General features: G+C 68.6%; 16 protein-coding genes and 1 pseudogene. 8 read left to right on the top strand and 9 right to left on the bottom strand.

Going from position 1 to position 16,069, the window contains the following annotated elements; genetic code table 11:
- Positions 1 to 167 precede the first annotated feature (167 nt).
- Positions 168 to 998, bottom strand: coding sequence for a universal stress protein (locus K9U40_RS03205; RefSeq protein WP_282888771.1), 831 nt, complete (start codon positions 996 to 998; stop codon positions 168 to 170).
- A gap of 308 nt (positions 999 to 1,306) precedes the next feature.
- Between K9U40_RS03205 and K9U40_RS03210 the strand changes: the two genes are divergently transcribed.
- On the top strand, positions 1,307 to 2,350 hold the full coding sequence (locus K9U40_RS03210; protein WP_282888772.1) for a glycosyltransferase family 2 protein: 1,044 nt from the start codon (positions 1,307 to 1,309) through the stop codon (positions 2,348 to 2,350).
- Positions 2,347 to 3,195, top strand: coding sequence for a ChbG/HpnK family deacetylase (locus tag K9U40_RS03215; RefSeq protein WP_282888773.1), 849 nt, complete (start codon positions 2,347 to 2,349; stop codon positions 3,193 to 3,195). The genes K9U40_RS03210 and K9U40_RS03215 overlap by 4 nt, the downstream gene beginning before the upstream one ends.
- 56 nt (positions 3,196 to 3,251) lie before the next feature.
- Here K9U40_RS03215 and K9U40_RS03220 read toward each other — a convergent pair whose 3' ends face one another.
- The 3 genes from K9U40_RS03220 to K9U40_RS03230 form a co-directional block, all read right to left on the bottom strand.
- Positions 3,252 to 3,896, bottom strand: coding sequence for a CoA transferase subunit B (locus K9U40_RS03220; RefSeq protein WP_282888774.1), 645 nt, complete (start codon positions 3,894 to 3,896; stop codon positions 3,252 to 3,254).
- Positions 3,896 to 4,615, bottom strand: a complete 720-nt coding sequence (locus tag K9U40_RS03225; protein WP_282888775.1) for a CoA transferase subunit A — start codon at positions 4,613 to 4,615, stop codon at positions 3,896 to 3,898. Before K9U40_RS03225 ends, K9U40_RS03220 begins: the two co-directional genes overlap by 1 nt.
- A gap of 90 nt (positions 4,616 to 4,705) precedes the next feature.
- On the bottom strand, positions 4,706 to 5,473 hold the full coding sequence (locus K9U40_RS03230) for an SDR family NAD(P)-dependent oxidoreductase (RefSeq protein ID WP_282888776.1): 768 nt from the start codon (positions 5,471 to 5,473) through the stop codon (positions 4,706 to 4,708).
- Positions 5,474 to 5,717: 244 nt separating this feature from the next.
- On the opposite strand from K9U40_RS03230, the pseudogene K9U40_RS24765 reads away from it, so the two are divergent.
- Positions 5,718 to 6,083, top strand: a pseudogene (locus tag K9U40_RS24765) (N-acetylmuramoyl-L-alanine amidase); the annotation flags it as partial.
- A 130-nt stretch (positions 6,084 to 6,213) separates the two neighbouring features.
- Here the strand turns inward: K9U40_RS24765 and K9U40_RS03235 are convergent.
- The 4 genes from K9U40_RS03235 to uvrC form a co-directional block, all read right to left on the bottom strand.
- Positions 6,214 to 6,690 (bottom strand): molybdenum cofactor biosynthesis protein MoaE, encoded by a 477-nt coding sequence (locus tag K9U40_RS03235; protein ID WP_282888777.1) that lies wholly within the window; start codon positions 6,688 to 6,690, stop codon positions 6,214 to 6,216.
- A gap of 3 nt (positions 6,691 to 6,693) precedes the next feature.
- Complete coding sequence (gene moaD, locus K9U40_RS03240) at positions 6,694 to 6,945, bottom strand: molybdopterin converting factor subunit 1 (protein ID WP_282888778.1); 252 nt, start codon at positions 6,943 to 6,945, stop codon at positions 6,694 to 6,696.
- Positions 6,942 to 7,580: a CDP-diacylglycerol--glycerol-3-phosphate 3-phosphatidyltransferase gene (pgsA, locus tag K9U40_RS03245; protein ID WP_282888779.1), complete on the bottom strand. Its 639-nt coding sequence runs from the start codon at positions 7,578 to 7,580 to the stop codon at positions 6,942 to 6,944. The genes moaD and pgsA overlap by 4 nt, the downstream gene beginning before the upstream one ends.
- A 118-nt stretch (positions 7,581 to 7,698) precedes the next feature.
- Positions 7,699 to 10,017, bottom strand: a complete 2,319-nt coding sequence (gene uvrC, locus K9U40_RS03250) for an excinuclease ABC subunit UvrC (protein ID WP_349239403.1) — start codon at positions 10,015 to 10,017, stop codon at positions 7,699 to 7,701.
- A gap of 288 nt (positions 10,018 to 10,305) precedes the next feature.
- On the opposite strand from uvrC, the gene K9U40_RS03255 reads away from it, so the two are divergent.
- The 3 genes from K9U40_RS03255 to K9U40_RS03265 all read left to right on the top strand — a co-directional run bounded on the left by K9U40_RS03255 (position 10,306) and on the right by K9U40_RS03265 (position 12,751).
- Positions 10,306 to 10,917, top strand: coding sequence for an outer membrane protein (locus K9U40_RS03255; protein WP_282888780.1), 612 nt, complete (start codon positions 10,306 to 10,308; stop codon positions 10,915 to 10,917).
- A gap of 245 nt (positions 10,918 to 11,162) precedes the next feature.
- Positions 11,163 to 11,861, top strand: coding sequence for an outer membrane protein (locus tag K9U40_RS03260; RefSeq protein ID WP_282888781.1), 699 nt, complete (start codon positions 11,163 to 11,165; stop codon positions 11,859 to 11,861).
- Positions 11,862 to 12,082: 221 nt separating this feature from the next.
- Entirely contained in the window at positions 12,083 to 12,751 is a 669-nt protein-coding gene (locus K9U40_RS03265) for an outer membrane protein (RefSeq protein ID WP_349239404.1), read from the top strand.
- Here the strand turns inward: K9U40_RS03265 and panD are convergent.
- Positions 12,735 to 13,184, bottom strand: a complete 450-nt coding sequence (gene panD, locus K9U40_RS03270; RefSeq protein ID WP_282888782.1) for an aspartate 1-decarboxylase — start codon at positions 13,182 to 13,184, stop codon at positions 12,735 to 12,737. The two genes, K9U40_RS03265 and panD, sit on opposite strands and share 17 nt — an antisense overlap.
- Before the next feature lie 310 nt (positions 13,185 to 13,494).
- Between panD and K9U40_RS03275 the strand changes: the two genes are divergently transcribed.
- Both K9U40_RS03275 and K9U40_RS03280 read left to right on the top strand, forming a co-directional pair.
- A complete protein-coding gene (locus tag K9U40_RS03275; RefSeq protein ID WP_282888783.1) occupies positions 13,495 to 14,529 on the top strand; it encodes a Gfo/Idh/MocA family protein in 1,035 nt (344 codons plus the stop codon).
- A gap of 325 nt (positions 14,530 to 14,854) precedes the next feature.
- Entirely contained in the window at positions 14,855 to 15,997 is a 1,143-nt protein-coding gene (locus K9U40_RS03280) for a DegT/DnrJ/EryC1/StrS family aminotransferase (protein ID WP_282888784.1), read from the top strand.
- The last annotated feature ends 72 nt before the right edge of the window (positions 15,998 to 16,069 follow it).

The raw sequence follows: 16,069 nt of genomic DNA on the forward strand, positions 1-16,069 counted from the left end.
GGCCCGCCCCCTCGGGATCGTTCATCCACAGACGAAAAAGCCCTCTCCCGCCGGGAGAGGGCTTTTTGCGTTTCCGCCGGAAACGCCAGCCGATGCCAGCCGATGCCAGGCGGGTCACCACCCGGGCCGGCCCCTGGTCGATGAGCCGGCCTCGACGGCCATGCGCATCAATGGGCCATCAGCACCGGCACGGTCATGGTGGCGAGGATCTCGCGGGTCACACCACCCAGCACCAGCTCGCGGATCCGGGAATGCCCGTAGCCTCCCATCACCACGAAATCGGCGCCCTGGTCGGACACTTCGTTGAGGATGGCGGCGGCCACCGGCTCGCCGGATGACATCGGCAGCTTGCGCACCTTGGCGTTGAGGCCGTGGCGGGCGAGATGGCGGGCCACCTCCGCGCCGGCGGTGTCCTCGCCCTCCTCGTGGGCGACCACGCGGAAGATCTCCACCTCCTTCACGCGATGCAGGAGGGGCAGCGCCTCGGCCAGCGCCCGGGCCGCGGACCGGCTGCCGTCCCAGGCCACCACCGCGCGCTCGGCGGCGAAGGGCTTGGTCTGCACATACGGCACGATGAGCACCGCCCGGCCGGATTCCATCAGCACGGTCTCGGCGATCACCTCCTCAGGACCGGGACGGTCCGGATCGGGCTGGGCCACCACCGTGAGGTCGAACAGCCGCGCCATCTCGGCGAAGCTGTTGGCGGCCACGCCCAGCGACGCGGACAGGCTGCGCACCTCGTGCGCCACCCCCGCAGCGCTCGCGGCGGCGATGAAGCGTGCCGACGCCTTCTCGGCGGCCGCCTGGTTTTCCAGCACCTGCGCATCGATGAAGTCGGTGGGAAGGGCGCCCATGTAGAAGGGCGGCACATCAATCTCATAAGCGACCGAGAGGCCGGTGATATGAGCACCGAAGCTTGAGGCGAGGCTCGCCGCGAAATCGCAGGCGCGATCCGTCTCGACCCCTTGGGCGAGATTGACCAGAATGTCGCGAATCATCTCGTAAGGCCCCCATTCGGCCGTTTGAACGACGCGACCTTACCCTAAACTCGCCCAAAGTCTCGGGTCTTGATATCCCGCAATCGCGGCCGTTTCTTCGCGACCGCGGCCCGCCAAATGACGACGCGGCCGCCTTGGGGGAAGACGGCCGCGTCAATGGCACGATCAATGGGGGGAATGATCGCGCTGGCACCTCAACGCGGGAGCGGAGCACGGGTTCCGCGTCCCTTGAAAAAATTTCTGCTCCTTTTCGGGGTGGAGGCGGCTAGATGAACCTGCATTCTCTGCGCGGGCCGAGCGGAAGTATCATGACACCAGATCTCAGCATCGTCGTTCCGCTCTACAACGAGGCCGAAGGCCTGCCCTCCTTCCATGCCAGCCTGAACGCCGCCGCATCCACCGAGGCGCGCGCCCGCGGCCTCCACATGGAGATCGTCTATGTGGACGACGGCAGCCGCGACGACAGCGCGGCCATCGCCGCCACCCTGCCCGTGCTCGGCATCGACATCCAGGTGGTGGCGCTGTCGCGCAATTTCGGCAAGGAAGCCGCGCTCATGGCCGGCCTCGACCATGCCCGCGGCGACGCCGTGATGTTCATGGACGGCGACGGCCAGCACCCGCCCGAGATGATCCCCACCTTCCTGCGCCTGTGGAAGGACGAGGACTATGACGTCGCCTATGCGGTGAAGGCCGACCGCTCGGACGAGGCGACGAGCCGACGCCTGTTCGTGCGCGCCTTCTACAAGCTCCTGAACTTCGGCGCCGCCACCACCATTCCCGAGGACGCGGCCGACTTCCGCATCCTCTCCCCGCGCGCGGCGGCCGCCCTGCGGCGCATGCCGGAGCGCAACCGCTTCTTCAAGGGCCTGTCGAGCTGGATCGGCTTCCGCCAGATCGCCGTGCCCTACCGGCCGGCGGCGCGCGCGCACGGCTCCACCTCCTTCAATTTCCTGCGCCTGCTCGGACTGTCCATGGAGGCGCTGACCTCCTTCTCGCCGGCGCCGCTGCGCCTTGCGGCGGCGTTCGGCGCCGCGCTGGCCGGGCTGGCGCTGCTCTATGGCAGCTGGATCGTGGTGGAGCGCCTCGTCTGGGGCATCCCGCTGCCGGGTTATCCCTCCATCGTCGTGGGCCTGATGGTGATCGGCGGCACGCAGCTGCTGGTGATGGGGCTGATGGGCGAGTACGTCGCCCGCATCCTCTCCGAGATCAAGGCGCGCCCGGTCTATTACGTGGCCGACCACGTGCTGAACCGCGCCGGTGCCGAGGCCTCCGGCCACCCGCTGGCCGGACAACCCATGGGCGGGCCGGGCCTATCCTATCCGGCGGCGCTGGCCTCGAGGGCCGAGCCGTGAAGCGCGTGGTGCTGTGCGCCGACGACTACGCCATCTCGCCCGGCGTGTCGGAGGCGATCCGCCGGCTGATCGCGGCGCGGCGCATCAACGCCACCTCGGTCATGACCGTGTTCGACGGCCTGATCGAGGAAGCCGACTGCCTCCTGGCCGCGGCCGAGGGCACCGATGCCAGCATCGGCCTGCATGTCACCCTCACCGGCACCTTCCCCCCACTCACCCGCGGCATCGCCGGCGCAGACGGCCACTTCCCCGCTTTGTCCCGGGTGGTGGTCGCGGCCCTGTCGCGGCGCCTCGACGCGCAGGCGGTCGAGGCAGAGGTCGAGGCGCAGTTCCAGGCCTTCCTCGACGCCTTCGGGCGGCCGCCGGATCATGTGGACGGGCACCAGCACGTGCACGTGCTGCCGGTGGTGCGCAAGGCGGTCCTCACCGCCACCGCCCGCTTCGCCCCCCGCGCCTGGCTGCGCGACGTGACGCCGGCCAGGGCGGCGCTGCACGGCTTCGACGTGAAGGGCAGGCTCATCGGCGCCTTCGCCAGCGGCTTCGCGCGCGATGCGACGCCCTTCGGCCTCGCCACCAATCGCGGCTTCGGCGGTGCCTACGACTTCTCCGCCGACCACGATTTCGCGACCCTGCTCACCCATTTCCTGAAGGGCGTGCCCGATGGCGGGCTGGTGATGGTGCATCCCGGCCGGGTGGACGACCCCCTCACCGCGCGCGATCCCCTGACCCAGCAGCGCGAGGTGGAATATGCCGTGCTCCACGGGGAGGCGATGCCCGCCATCCTCGACGCGGCCGACGTGAGCCTCGCACTGCCGGACGGGCTGCGGAACACAGCTGCGGCGTGAACGAAAAAGGCTCCCCGCAGGGCGGAGGAGCCTTCTTCGTCAGGAGCGGGACGCGCTCAGGCGAGGCCCACCTCGAACTTGGCCGCCGTCTTGGCCTTGACCTCGTCAAGGCTGACGCCCGGCGCCAGTTCCTTCAGCACCAGCGTGCCGCCGCGCTTCGTGAACTCGAACACGGCGAGGTCGGTGATGACGAAGTCGGTCACATGGGTGCCGGTGAGCGGGAGGGTGCAGCGCTCCACCAGCTTCGGCGCGCCGGACTTCTCCACGTGCTCCATCAGCACGATGACCTCCTTGGCGCCGGCCACCAGATCCATGGCCCCGCCCATGCCCTTCACCATCTTGCCGGGCACCATCCAGTTGGCGATGTCGCCCTGCTCCGACACCTGCATGGAGCCGAGGATGGAGAGGTCCATATGGCCGCCGCGGATCATGGCGAACGAGTCGGACGAGGAGAAATAGGATGTGTCCGGCACCTCGGTCACGGTCTGCTTGCCGGCGTTGATGAGGTCGGGATCCTCCTCGCCCTCGTAAGGGAAGGGGCCGATGCCGAGCATGCCGTTCTCGCTCTGGAAGCTCACGGTCATGCCGGGGGGCAGCGCATTGGCGACCAGGGTGGGGATGCCGATGCCGAGGTTCACGTAGAAGCCGTCGCGGATCTGCTGGGCGGCGCGGGCCGCCATCTCGTCACGGGTCCAGGCCATCACTTCACCTCCTCGGGGCGCTTGCGGGTGGTCACCTTCTCGATGCGCTTCTCGGCGCCCTTGCTGACGACGATGCGGTCCACATAGATGCCGGGGGTATGGATGGTGTCGGGATCGAGGTCGCCGATCTCCACCAGTTCCTCCACCTCGGCGATGGTCACCTTGCCGGCGGTGGCCATCATCGGGTTGAAGTTGCGCGCCGTCTTGCGATAGACGAGGTTGCCTTCCTTGTCGGCCTTCCACGCCTTGATGATGGACAGGTCGGCGATGAGGCCGGTCTCCAGCACATAGTGCTGGCCATTGAACTCGCGGGTCGGCTTGCCCTCGGCGATGATCGTGCCGTAGCCGGTCTTGGTGTAGAAGCCGGGAATGCCGGCGCCGCCCGCACGGATGCGCTCGGCCAGCGTGCCCTGCGGGTTGAACTCCAGCTCGAGATCGCCGGCGAGATAAAGCTGCTCGAACAGCTTGTTCTCACCCACGTAGGACGAGATCATCTTCTTGATCTGGCCGTTGGCGAGCAGGATGCCGAGGCCGAAATCGTCCACGCCGCAATTGTTCGACACGACGGTGAGGTGCTTGGGCCCAAGTTCGCGGATCGCGGCGATCAGATTCTCGGGAATGCCGCAGAGGCCGAACCCCCCCGCCATGATCAGCTGGCCGTCGGAGACGACGCCCTCCAGGGCACTTTTCGCGTCCGGGTACACCTTGTGTCGCATCATTTCCTCCTCGGCGCTGACGCCTCGATGACCTTAAGAGGCCGGCCCCTCAAGCGGAAGCGGGACCGTGCGGAATTGCGCGCCGCAGCGCCGTCACAGGGATGAGACGAGGTGGCCGCCATCGACCACCAGCGTCGTCCCGGTCACGTAGCGGGCGGCGTCGGAGCACAGGAACAGGAGCGGGCCCTCGAGATCGTCGAGGGTGCCGAGGCGGCGGGAGGGAATACGCTTGATCAGCGCCTCGCCCGCCGGACTCGAGAAGAAATCGCGGTTGAGGTCGGTTTCCACATAGCCGGGGCACAAAGCGTTGGCCTGGATGGAGTGCCGCGCCCATTCGAGCGCCATGGACTTCGTCAGCTGCACCAGGGCCGCCTTGGAGGCCGCATAGGCCGCCACCTGCCCGGCGATGCGCAGGCCAAGGATCGACGCCACATTGACGATGCGGCCGCCGCGCCCTGCCTTCGCCATGGCGCGCGCCGCCTCCCTGCCCACCAGGAAGCCACCCTTCAGGTTGGTGTCGAGGATGCGGTCCCACGCCTCGGCGGTCTCGTCCATGAGCGGCGTGGTGCCGGTGACGCCGGCATTGTTGACGAGGATGTCGAGGCCGCCGAACGCCGCCACCACCTCCCCCACCGCCGCTGCGGCAGAGGCCTCGTCGCAGACATCGAGGGCGACGGGCAGCGCGGTGCCGCCGGCAGCCTCGATGCGGGCGCACAATTCGGCGCAGGCGTCACGCCGGCGCGCGGCCACCGCCACGCGCGCCCCGGCGGCAGCCAGCCGCTCGGCAAAAAAGGCCCCGAGACCTCCGGACGCGCCCGTCACCAGGGCGGAGCGACCGTCGAGGGAGACACGAAAATCCATGGATCGCTTCTCTGGATCGTTTCTCTCACCAGCGCGGAGACCGTTGCCCGGCTCTTCGGGAGGGCGCCTGTGTTTCATAGACGTGGCCCAAGGCGGGACGCAAGGGGCTGCGGAGGGCGGCAGGCCATCCGCATGGGGACGCGGCTGCATCCCCGGATACCGGATGCCGCAATACACAACTATTGATTGATTTATATCAGCTTAATAACCTGAGGATGTCGGGACGCTGGGGTCAGGAGGTGGCATGGGCTACGCCATCAACACACGCCATCGACTTGAGCAGGACGGCCGCGCGGTGGAGCGCATCGCTTCACCGGCATCGCACACGGGCGGCGCGTTCGGGCGGACGCCGCACATCCTCATCATGCACTTCACCTACGGCGCCTCGGCCCTCTCCAGCGCCCATTGGTTCCAGGACAACCCCTGCAAGTCCTCCGCCCATGTCGTCGTCGACCGCGACGGCTCGACGATCCAGTGCGTGGATTTCCACACCGCCGCCAATCATGCCGGGCGCTCGTCATGGGGCGGGCTGACCTCGTTCAACGACAAGTCGTTCGGCATCGAGCTCGCCAACTGGGGCTATCTGGAGCCCGGCCCCGGCGGCACCTGGCGGTCCTATACGAACGTGCCCATCGCCAGCCCCTTCCTCGCCGCCCACAGGAACGCACGGCGCCTTCCTTGTCTGAGGGCGGGTGCGGGTCGCCGGAGCGCGTCGCGGGGAAAGGCAATCGCCGAGAGGGTCAGTCCCGCGCCCAGCGCTCGGCCGCCGCGTCGTCGCTGGCCTTGGCCTCGACCCAGGCGCCGGCCTCGGGGCCTTGCCCCGCCAACTCCTCCTTCTTCCAGAAGGGGGCGCTGGTCTTCAGCCAGTCCATGAGGAACTCCGCCGCCGCGAACGCCGCAGCACGGTGCGCCGAGGCGGTGGCGACGAAGACGATGGGGTCGCCGGGCACCAGCCGTCCGTGCCGGTGCACCACGATGGCGCCGAGCAGCGGCCAGCGCGCGCGGGCCTCCGCCACGTGGCGCTCGATCTCCTCCTCCGCCATGCCGGGATAATGCTCCAGGGTGAGCGCCGCGAGGGCCGCGCCCTCCGCCCCTGCATCGGCCCGGCACAGGCCGGTGAAGGTGACGATGCCGCCCACATCGGTGCGCCCTTGCGCAAGGCGCGCCGCCTCGGCCGCCGCGTCGAAGGGTTCGCGCTGGATGCGGACGGAAAACACGGCTCAGCCTCCGGTCATGGGCGGGAAGAAGGCCACTTCCCGCACCCCGGCCAGCGGCGCGTCCGGCTTCACGTGGCGCCGGTCGAGGGCGGCGCGGACCACGGCCGCATTCTCGAAGGCGTGAGCGTGGGCCTCGTCGCGGCCGGCGAGCCAGCGGGCGAGATCGGCCACGGTCGCCACCTCCGGCGGCGGCGCCACCTCTTCCTCCGCCACCCCGACGCGCTCGCGCAGCCAGGCGAAATACAGGATCTTCACCGCTCGTCCTCCACCAGGTGGCGGGCGCCGGCCCGGAAATAATCATAGCCTGTATAGAGCGTGAGCACGGCCGAGACCCACAGCAGCGTCAGCCCCACGAGGTTCACCCCCGGCAGCACGCTCTCCCCGGCCGGCCCCGTGATGAGCACGCCCACGGCGACGAGCTGGAGCGTGGTCTTCCACTTGGCGAGGCGGGAGACCGGCACCGAGACGCGCAGCTCGGCCAGGAACTCGCGCAGGCCGGACACCAGGATCTCCCGGCACAGGATGACGATGGCCGCCCACAGGGACCAGCCCCGTATGGTGCCGTCGGAGGCGAACATCAGCAGGCAGGTGGAGACCAGCAGCTTGTCGGCGATGGGGTCCAGCATCCGCCCGATGGCCGATTGCTGCGACCAGGCGCGGGCGAGATAGCCGTCGAAGAAATCCGTGACCGCGGCTGCAATGTAGAGCACGAGCGCCACCCAGCGCAGCCACAGCCCGCCCTCCAGGATGTCGGACCAGAACAGGCAGGCCGCCACCAGCGGCACCGCCAGGCAGCGCGAATAGGTGAGGATGTTGGGCAGCGAGAGCGCGTGGCCCCGCCCGCCCCGGCCGGGCGCGGTGGTGGGAGAACGGGTCGCTGCCTCTGCCATCACATCTCTGCCGTCGGAGTCCGCCATTGCCCGCGCCCTCAGGACGCGGACGGGTTCTATTTAGGCCGCGCGGGCGGCGGGCGAAAGCCTCCCCGCGCGCGGCGCGCCGCGGCAAGCGTCAGCCCGGCGGCCGCTCATGAAAATAATCATAGACCGCTTTGGCGGTGCCGGCATTGATGCCCGCCACCTGCTCGAGGTCGGCGAGGGACGCGCGCTCGATGGCCTTGAGCGTGCCGAAATGGCGCAGCAGCGCGCGCTTGCGTGTGGGCCCGACGCCGGGAATGGCCTGAAGCCCGGCCTCGGTGATGTCCTTCTTGCGCCGGGCGCGATGGGAGCCGATGGCGAAGCGGTGCGCCTCGTCGCGCAGGCGCTGGATAAAATACAGCACCGGATCGCGCGGCTCCATGCGGAAGGGCGTGCGGCCGGGCAGGAAGAACTGCTCGCGCCCCGCCTCGCGGTCGAGCCCCTTGGCGATGCCCACCAGCGGCACGTCGGTGATGCCCAGTTCGTCCAGCACCGCGCGCGCCGCATTGAGCTGGCCGAGCCCGCCGTCGATGAGCACGAGGTCGGGCCACGGCGAGGCTTCGGTGGCGTCCGCGAGCGCTTCCGCCTCCTCCCGGCCGGGCAGGGGCTGCTCGTCCGGTCCCGCGCTCGAAGGCACCGCTTTCACCTGCGTCGGCGTGACCGGCCCGGCAGAACCGCCGTCATGGCCGGGCTCGTCCCGGCCATCCACGCCCGGCGGCCGGGCGCCTTCTTCCACGTGCGCGGGCTCCGCGTGGATGCCCGGCACAGGGCCGGGCATGACGGGCGGCGCAGCGGATTGGAGCGCGCGCACCTCGCCAGCGGCACCGCTTCTCCCTTCCGTTGCGTCCGGCTCCCGGACGCCCGGCGCGGGCTCCCCCGCGCGCGGCGCCTCCTTGAGCAGCCGCGAGAAGCGGCGGCGCAGCACCTCGCGCATCATGCCGAAATCGTCGCCGGGCACGATGTCCGCCGACTTGATGTTGAACTTGCGGTACTGGGATTTGCGGAAGCCTTCCGGCCCCGCCACGATCATGCCGCCCACCGCATTGGTGCCCATGATGTGGGAATTGTCGTAGACCTCGATGCGCTGCGGCGGTCCCTTGAGACCGAAGGCCGCCGCCACCCCCTCCAGCAGCCGCGCCTGGGTGGCGCTCTCCGCGAGGGTGCGGGCGAGGGCCTCGCGGGCATTCTGGAGCGCATGGTCCACGAGGTCGCGCTTCTCGCCGCGCTGGGGCACGGCGATCTCGATGCGGTGGCCGGCCTTCTCCGAGAGCGCCTCGGCGAGGAGCGCCCCGTCCTCCACCTTGTGGGACAACAGGATGAGGCGCGGACAGGGCTTGTCCTCGTAGAACTGGGCCAGGAAGGCGCCCAGCACCTCGGCTTCCGAAAGCGAGCGGTCGGCGCGGGGATAGTAGGCCCGGTTGCCCCAGTTCTGCCCGGTGCGGAAGAAGAACACCTCGATGCAGGTAGCCCCGCCCTGCTGGTGGCAGGCGAACACGTCCGCCTCCTCCACCCCGCGCGGATTGATGCCCTGCGACCCCTGAACGGCGGACAGCGCGGCGAGGCGATCACGCAGGCGGGCGGCGCGCTCGAACTCCAGCTCCTGGGAGGCGGCCTCCATCTCCTGTGCCAGCTCTTCCTTAACGGCGCGCGAGCGGCCGGAGAGGAAGGCGCGGGCCTCGCGCACCAGTTCGGCATAATCGGAATGGCTCACCTCTCCGGTGCAGGGGCCGGCGCAGCGCTTGATCTGGTGGAGGAGGCACGGGCGCGTGCGGTTCTCGTAATAGCTGTCGGAACACGAGCGCAGCAGGAAGGCGCGCTCCAGCGCGTTGATGGTGCGGTCCACCGCCCACACGCTGGCGAACGGCCCGTAATAATCCCCCGGCCGGTTGCGCGCGCCGCGGTGCTTGGTGATCTGCGGCGAGACGTGATCGGCGGTGATGAGGATATAGGGGAACGACTTGTCGTCCCGCAGCAGCACGTTGAAGCGCGGCTTCAGCTGCTTGATGAGGTTGGCCTCCAGCAGCAGAGCCTCCGGCTCGGTGCGGGTGGAGACGAATTCCATGGACGCGGTGGCCGCGATCATCCGCGCGATGCGGTTGGTATGGCCCACGGGGCGGGTATAGCTGAGCACCCGCTTTTTGATACTCTTGGCCTTGCCCACATAGAGCACCGTGCTGTCCGCCGCGATCATGCGGTAGACGCCGGGGCCCGCGGGCGCGTGCTTCGCCGCGCGGATGATGGCCTCGCGGCCGCTGGCGAGGCTTTCCGCGCCGGGCTCAGGCGCGTCGCCCGCGTCGAGGGCGAGGAGGCCGGCCTCCTCCGCCTCCTCCATCTCGTCCGATTCGGACGGAAGGGCGGCCTGGTCACGGGCCATGGCGATCTCGGGCGGGTCGATGGGGCGTCTGCCGGTCATGAGGGCTATGTAATGCGCCCGGCCGCCAGATGAAATCGCCGGTGGCTCCCGGCCGTTAACGCCCGCTCAACCACGCCGCCAAAGCCCCGACCTACCCGGGTGGCGCACCGGTGGGCGCTTTGGTGTCTTTGTATTTATAAATCAAATACTTGCAGGCTTAACCGGGCGTTAGCCATCCGCGCTGCCGGGGGCTTGGGGACAGATTTGGGCAAGGTTCGTCTGCGAGGGTGCGCCGAGTGCCGGACCGAAACCTCCGGCAGCACCTGGCAGCACCTGGAGGACCCGTTCATGCGTTCCCGTCTGCTTGCTTCCGCCGCGCTGGTGGCGGGAGTAACCCTCGCCGCCCCGGCGGTCGCAGCCGACCTCTCCGGTCGCTATCCCGCGCCCTACGTGCAGCCCGTGGCGGCCTTCACCTGGACCGGCTTCTATATCGGCGCGAATGCCGGCTATGGCTGGGGCTCCACCGTGAACAGCGATCCGGGCGGGTTCATCGGCGGTGTCCAGGCCGGCTACAATTTCCAGTTCGCCAGCCCGTTCGTGCTGGGCATCGAGGCCGACTTCAACCTCTCCGGCCTGTCCGCAGGGGGCTACAGCCTCAATTATCTGGGCACGGTGCGCGGCCGCCTCGGCTGGGCGTTCGACCGGTTCCTGGTCTACAGCACGGGCGGCCTTGCCTATGGCCAGGGCAGCCTGGAGATCCTCGGCCTCTCCTCCAATTCGACCCAGACCGGATGGACCATCGGCGCCGGCGCGGAGATGGCCTTCGATCGCAACTGGAGCGCACGCGCCGAATATCTTTACGTAGACCTCGGCAGCGCAACCTATCCGACAGTGATCGGACCCGTGGAAAGTGGCATCAACGCCAATATTCTGCGGGCCGGCGTCAATTATCGCTTCTGATCAGGTTGCATGACCCAGCGGCATAAATTGAGGCAAAACCTTGGAAGCATCTCGGGTTTGCCTTTTTTACGAAATGATCCGTCACAAGCCTGAACAATTGCTAGGATTTTGCCACATCTATGCCCGGTTTGATTTTGCGGGTGTGGCACGAGAGTTACAGACGCCCGCACCCCGGGACTGTATGAAGGAACCACCCATCGGCGACGCCCCCGGGCCGAGCCGGATGACAAACAAAGGTAATGAACATGTTGAAGCGTGCACTTCTGGGCGCCACTGCCCTCGCTCTCCTCGCCGGCTCTGCGTCCGCGGCGGATCTCGCCAACCGCTACCCTGTGAAGGCGGCGCCCATTCCGGTGCAGGTGTTCTCTTGGACCGGCTTCTACATCGGCGGCAACGTCGGCTGGGGCTGGGCTGACAACACCTACGACTTCACCCCGTTCGGCTCGCCCTACAGCTATTCCTACAGCCCCGGCAGCAGCAACGGTTTCATCGGCGGTTTCCAGCTCGGCTATAATTACCAGTTCGCCAACAACGTCGTGATCGGCGCCGAGGCCGATTTCGACTGGTCCGACATCGGCAGCTCCACCATCGCCGTGGGCGGCCCGCTGACCGGCGGCGAAATCTCGCAGAACATCGACTATTTCGGCACCATCCGCGCCCGCCTCGGCTTCGCCATGGATCGCTTCCTGCCGTACATCACCGGCGGCGCGGCCTGGGCCAAGCAGAACTTCAGCGACTTCTACGGCGCCACCTACGACGACACCAAGTGGGGCTGGACCGCCGGCGCCGGCGTCGAGTACGCCATCACCAACAACTGGACCGTCAAGGCCGAGTATCTCTATCTCGGCTTCGACAAGAACTCCGCCACCGACTTCTACGGCGACACCTATTCCGTGGGCTCGAACATCAGCACCGCCAAGCTCGGCGTGAACTACAAGTTCTGATCCCACGCCCCGTGCGTGAGCGCATGACGTGACACTGGGCTTCCGGCCGATGGCCGGGAGCCCTTTTCGTTTGGACCCGCCTGCCGGTCGCACGCATTCGTGAACGCCGGACCGGTCACCAGCCCTGTGCCGCCACGGCTTTGCCGCCGATCCGCCCCGCCTGCGCCGGCTCGACCGGCGAGGCTTGCGCCGCTATGATCCTTCCCTTCGGGAGCGGACCCATGACGCGGATGCTCTTCGCCGGTTCGGTAGTGTCGGCCGCGCTCGTCTCGGGCGCGCTGATGGCTGCGCCCGCGGCAGCCGCGGACCTCGGGCGCACGGCCCCGGCGCTCCCGGCGGCACTTCCAGCCCCCGTCTTTTCATGGACCGGCTTTTATATCGGCGGCAATGCCGGCTATGGCTGGGGCTCCGGCCAGGATGATCCGGGCGTGGCCGGCATCGACCCCAAGGGTTGGTTCGGCGGCGGGCAGGTCGGCTATAATTACCAGTTCGGCAACAACATCGTGGCCGGTGTCGAGGCGGATATCCAGGGTGGCGACATCAGCGCCGGCACCTCCGGGCCGCTCGGGACCCTTGGATTGTCGAGCACCCTCGACCTGTTCGGCACGGTGCGCGGCCGGCTCGGCTACGCCTTCGGCCCGGTGCTGCCCTATGTCACGGGCGGCTTTGCCTGGGGCAACAATTCCATCGACTATCTGGGCGCCAGCCAGTCCCAGACCCATACCGGCTGGACCGCCGGCGCCGGCATCGAATATGCGCTCACCGACCACTGGACCGCCAAGACCGAGTATCTGTACACGGATCTCGGCTCCAAATCCTACGACACGATCGGGGTCAGCGCCGGGGTGACCTCGCAGACCGCCAGGATCGGCATCAACTACAAGTTCTGAGCGGGATCGGATTCTCCTCGCCCTGCTCGTCGCGCACGGCAAAATGGTAGGCGCCGTGGCTGTCGCGGGTGACCTCGTAGGTGAGGCGGCCGACAACCCGGTTCTCCTTGTCGAAGGTGAGGACGCGCGGGCGCAGCGCCACGATCTCGCCTTCCGGCACATAGACCGAATTGCAGATGATGACCTCGTCGCCGGGCTGGCAGGTGCGGGCGGCGGCGCCGTTGAGCACGCAGCAGCGCGAGCCGCGCTCGCCCAGGATGACGTAGGTGGAGATGCGCGCGCCGGAATTGCGGTTCCAGATCTCGACGAACTCCAGCGGCAGGATCCCCGCCTCCTCGCAATGCTCGGGATCGAGCGTGATGGAGCCGTGATAGTTCAGGTCGGCCCCCGTCACGGTGAGGCCGTGCAGCTTGCCGGCGACGATCTTGCGCATGTTCGCTCGTCCTCCCCCTTCCAGATCGCTTGCGGGTCGGCCCCCACGAACGAAGCAGTCCCACGTGGTGACGCGCGCCTGACGCGCGGCACGCCCTTCGCGCCGCGGAACGGCGAGCGCGAAAAGCGCGCTGTGATAAGCCCTGCGGCGGATGGAGGAAAGAGGCACGCGCCGCACCCGCGGACGGCCCCGGTAACACGCGGATGCAATTCTTGAACGTGGCACCACCCCCGGATTGACGCCGCTCCTCGCCATTTAAACTGTGAATGTGCTAGGAGCCCGCTTCGTATCATGATTGATGAGGGCTGAAATGGCTCATACGGCAGCGCCCGGCACGGAGCGCGCCCGGGTTCGCCCGAAGGACGACCAGCCGGTGCGGATCGGTGTCACCGGCATCGGCATCATGGGCTCCAACCACGCCCGCGTGCTGTCCCAGCTTCCCGGCGCGGAGCTCGTCGCCGTCGCCGATCCGGACCAGGAGCAGGCGCAGCGGGTGGCGAGCTTCCTCGGCTGTCAGGCGGTGGGCGACCACCGCGCGCTGCTCGACCTCGGCCTCGACGCCGTGGTGGTGGCGGCGCCCACCCACCTGCACCACCCCATCGCCCTCGACGTCATCGCAGCCGGCTGCTCGGTGCTGGTGGAAAAGCCCGTCGCCTCCACGGTTGAGGAAGGCCGCGAGATCGTCGCCGCCGCCCGCGACAAGGGCGTGACCCTGATGATCGGCCATGTGGAGCGCTTCAATCCCGCCGTCCGGGCGGTGAAGGACGCCATCCGCGACGAGAACCTGCTGTCGATCGCCATCACGAGGGTGGGGCCGTTCCCGCCGCGCATGTCCAACGTGGGCGTGGTGATCGACCTTGCGGTGCACGACATCGACCTCATCCGCTGGTTCACCGGCTCGGATATCCTCGAGGTGCAGCCGCAGACCTCCGCCGCCATCGCCGAGCGCGAGGACATCGCCCTCCTCCAGTTCCGCACCACCTCGGGCGTGCTCGCCCACATCAACACCAACTGGCTGACGCCGTTCAAGGCGCGCACGGTGCATGTGGCGACCTCGAAGAAATACGTCATCGGCGATCTCCTCACCCGCCAGGTGACCGAGCATTTCGACTACCGGCCGGACGGCTCCTATTCCACCCGCCACCTGCCGGTGGCCTATGCCGAGCCGCTGCGCGCCGAGCTGGAGAACTTCCTCTCCGCCGTGCGCACCGGCCGAGCGCCGGAAGTGACCGGCGAGGAAGGCGTGTCGAGCCTGGAGATCGCCATCTCCTGCCTGCCGGGTTCGGCGGCCGCCAAGACGGCGCCCTCCGAGGCCTCGGCCGAGAAGCGCCGCGCCTTGGGCTGAGCGCGCAGCGCGGGCCGGGGCGGCCACGGCCGCCTGCGGGCCCTTGGCGCCTCGCAGCGGCGCGCTTCATACCAAGGGACCTGAGCCTGGCTCACCGGCCCTTGGCCCAGTCCGCGCAGCGCCCGGCTGCTGCCGGCACCGGCCTCAAGATGTGCAGCCCGGAAACGCCCGCGTTGCGGAGCGACACCCTCCCGGCGCCGGTCGAAGACCGGGGCCCTGGTCCAGCGCCCCGCCGCACCCGCGCCATTCCGCCCGCCCGACGGGCACCTGACAGGGATCATCCATGACGTCTCCCGCGACGGCCAAGAGCATCACGGCTTCCAGCATGCCTCAGAACGCCCCCATCGCCTTCATCGACCTTGCCGCCCAGCGCGCGCGCATCGGCGCCCGCATCGACCAGAAGGTGCTGGACGTTCTCGCCTCCTGCCGGTTCGTGAACGGGCCGGAGGTGGGCGCGTTCGAGGAGCAGCTCGCGGCCTTCGCCGGCGCCAGGCATGCCGTCTCCTGCTCCAGCGGCACCGACGCGCTGGCGCTGCTGCTGATGGCCTGGGGCGTGAAGGCGGGCGATGCGGTGTTCTGCCCGGCCTTCACCTTCTGCGCCACCGCCGAGGTGGTGCCCTATGTGGGCGCGACCCCGGTGTTCGTGGACGTGAAGGCCGACACCTTCAACATGGACCCGGAAAGCCTGGAGCAGGCCATCGCAGTGGCCGTCGAGCAGGGGCTGACCCCGCGCGTGGTGATCCCGGTGGACCTGTTCGGCCAGCCGGCCGACTATGACGCGCTCCTGCCCATCGCCGAAAAACATGGCCTGAAGGTGCTGTGCGACACCGCCCAGGGTTTCGGCGGCACCTGGAACAACAAGCGCACCGGCTCCATCGGCGACGCCACCGCCACCTCCTTCTTTCCGGCCAAGCCGCTCGGCTGCTATGGCGACGGCGGCGCCATCCTCACCGACGACGCCGAGCTGGTCACCGTGCTCAAGAGCCTGCGCGAGCACGGCCAGGGCGTGGACAAGTACCAGAACGTGCGCATCGGCATGACGGGGCGCCTCGACACCATCCAGGCGGCGGTGCTGATCGAGAAGCTCGCCATCTTCGAGGAGGAGATCGCGGCGCGCGAGCGGGTGGCGCGGCGCTACAACGCGCTTTTGAAGGATGTCGCCACGGTGCCGGCGGTGGACCCGCGCGCCACCTCGGTGTGGGCGCAATACACCATCCGCCTCGCCCCCGGCGTGCGCGACGGCCTCGCCGACAGGCTGAGGGCGCAGGGCGTGCCCACGGCGGTCTATTACCGCCTGCCCATGCACCTGCAGCCGGCCTACAAGCACTATCCCTCCGCCGGTGCCATCCTGCCGGTGTGCGAGACCCTGGCGGAGGAGGTCATCTCCCTGCCCATGCACGCCTATCTCGACGAGACCACGCAGGACCGCATTGTCGCGGCGGTGAAGCAGGCCCTCGCCGAGGGCTGAGGGGGCCACTCAGGCAAAGACCACCGGAAGCGCCTGCTTCCGGTGGTCTTTTTGTTTGGCGATGATCCGGCT

It is taken from the genome of Xanthobacter autotrophicus, assembly GCF_030015065.1.
Lineage (GTDB): Bacteria > Pseudomonadota > Alphaproteobacteria > Rhizobiales > Xanthobacteraceae > Xanthobacter > Xanthobacter autotrophicus_D.

Bases quoted from the DNA above. Each gene is read 5' to 3' on its own strand.
- K9U40_RS03205 (WP_282888771.1), bottom strand. From the start codon at position 998: ATGATTCGCGACATTCTGGTCAATCTCGCCCAAGGGGTCGAGACGGAT.
- K9U40_RS03210 (WP_282888772.1), top strand. From the start codon at position 1,307: ATGACACCAGATCTCAGCATCGTCGTTCCGCTCTACAACGAGGCCGAA.
- K9U40_RS03220 (WP_282888774.1), bottom strand. From the start codon at position 3,896: ATGGCCTGGACCCGTGACGAGATGGCGGCCCGCGCCGCCCAGCAGATC.
- K9U40_RS03225 (WP_282888775.1), bottom strand. From the start codon at position 4,615: ATGATGCGACACAAGGTGTACCCGGACGCGAAAAGTGCCCTGGAGGGC.
- K9U40_RS03230 (WP_282888776.1), bottom strand. From the start codon at position 5,473: ATGGATTTTCGTGTCTCCCTCGACGGTCGCTCCGCCCTGGTGACGGGC.
- pgsA (WP_282888779.1), bottom strand. From the start codon at position 7,580: ATGGCAGAGGCAGCGACCCGTTCTCCCACCACCGCGCCCGGCCGGGGC.
- uvrC (WP_349239403.1), bottom strand. From the start codon at position 10,017: ATGACCGGCAGACGCCCCATCGACCCGCCCGAGATCGCCATGGCCCGT.
- K9U40_RS03255 (WP_282888780.1), top strand. From the start codon at position 10,306: ATGCGTTCCCGTCTGCTTGCTTCCGCCGCGCTGGTGGCGGGAGTAACC.
- K9U40_RS03260 (WP_282888781.1), top strand. From the start codon at position 11,163: ATGTTGAAGCGTGCACTTCTGGGCGCCACTGCCCTCGCTCTCCTCGCC.
- K9U40_RS03265 (WP_349239404.1), top strand. From the start codon at position 12,083: ATGACGCGGATGCTCTTCGCCGGTTCGGTAGTGTCGGCCGCGCTCGTC.
- panD (WP_282888782.1), bottom strand. From the start codon at position 13,184: ATGCGCAAGATCGTCGCCGGCAAGCTGCACGGCCTCACCGTGACGGGG.
- K9U40_RS03275 (WP_282888783.1), top strand. From the start codon at position 13,495: ATGGCTCATACGGCAGCGCCCGGCACGGAGCGCGCCCGGGTTCGCCCG.
- K9U40_RS03280 (WP_282888784.1), top strand. From the start codon at position 14,855: ATGCCTCAGAACGCCCCCATCGCCTTCATCGACCTTGCCGCCCAGCGC.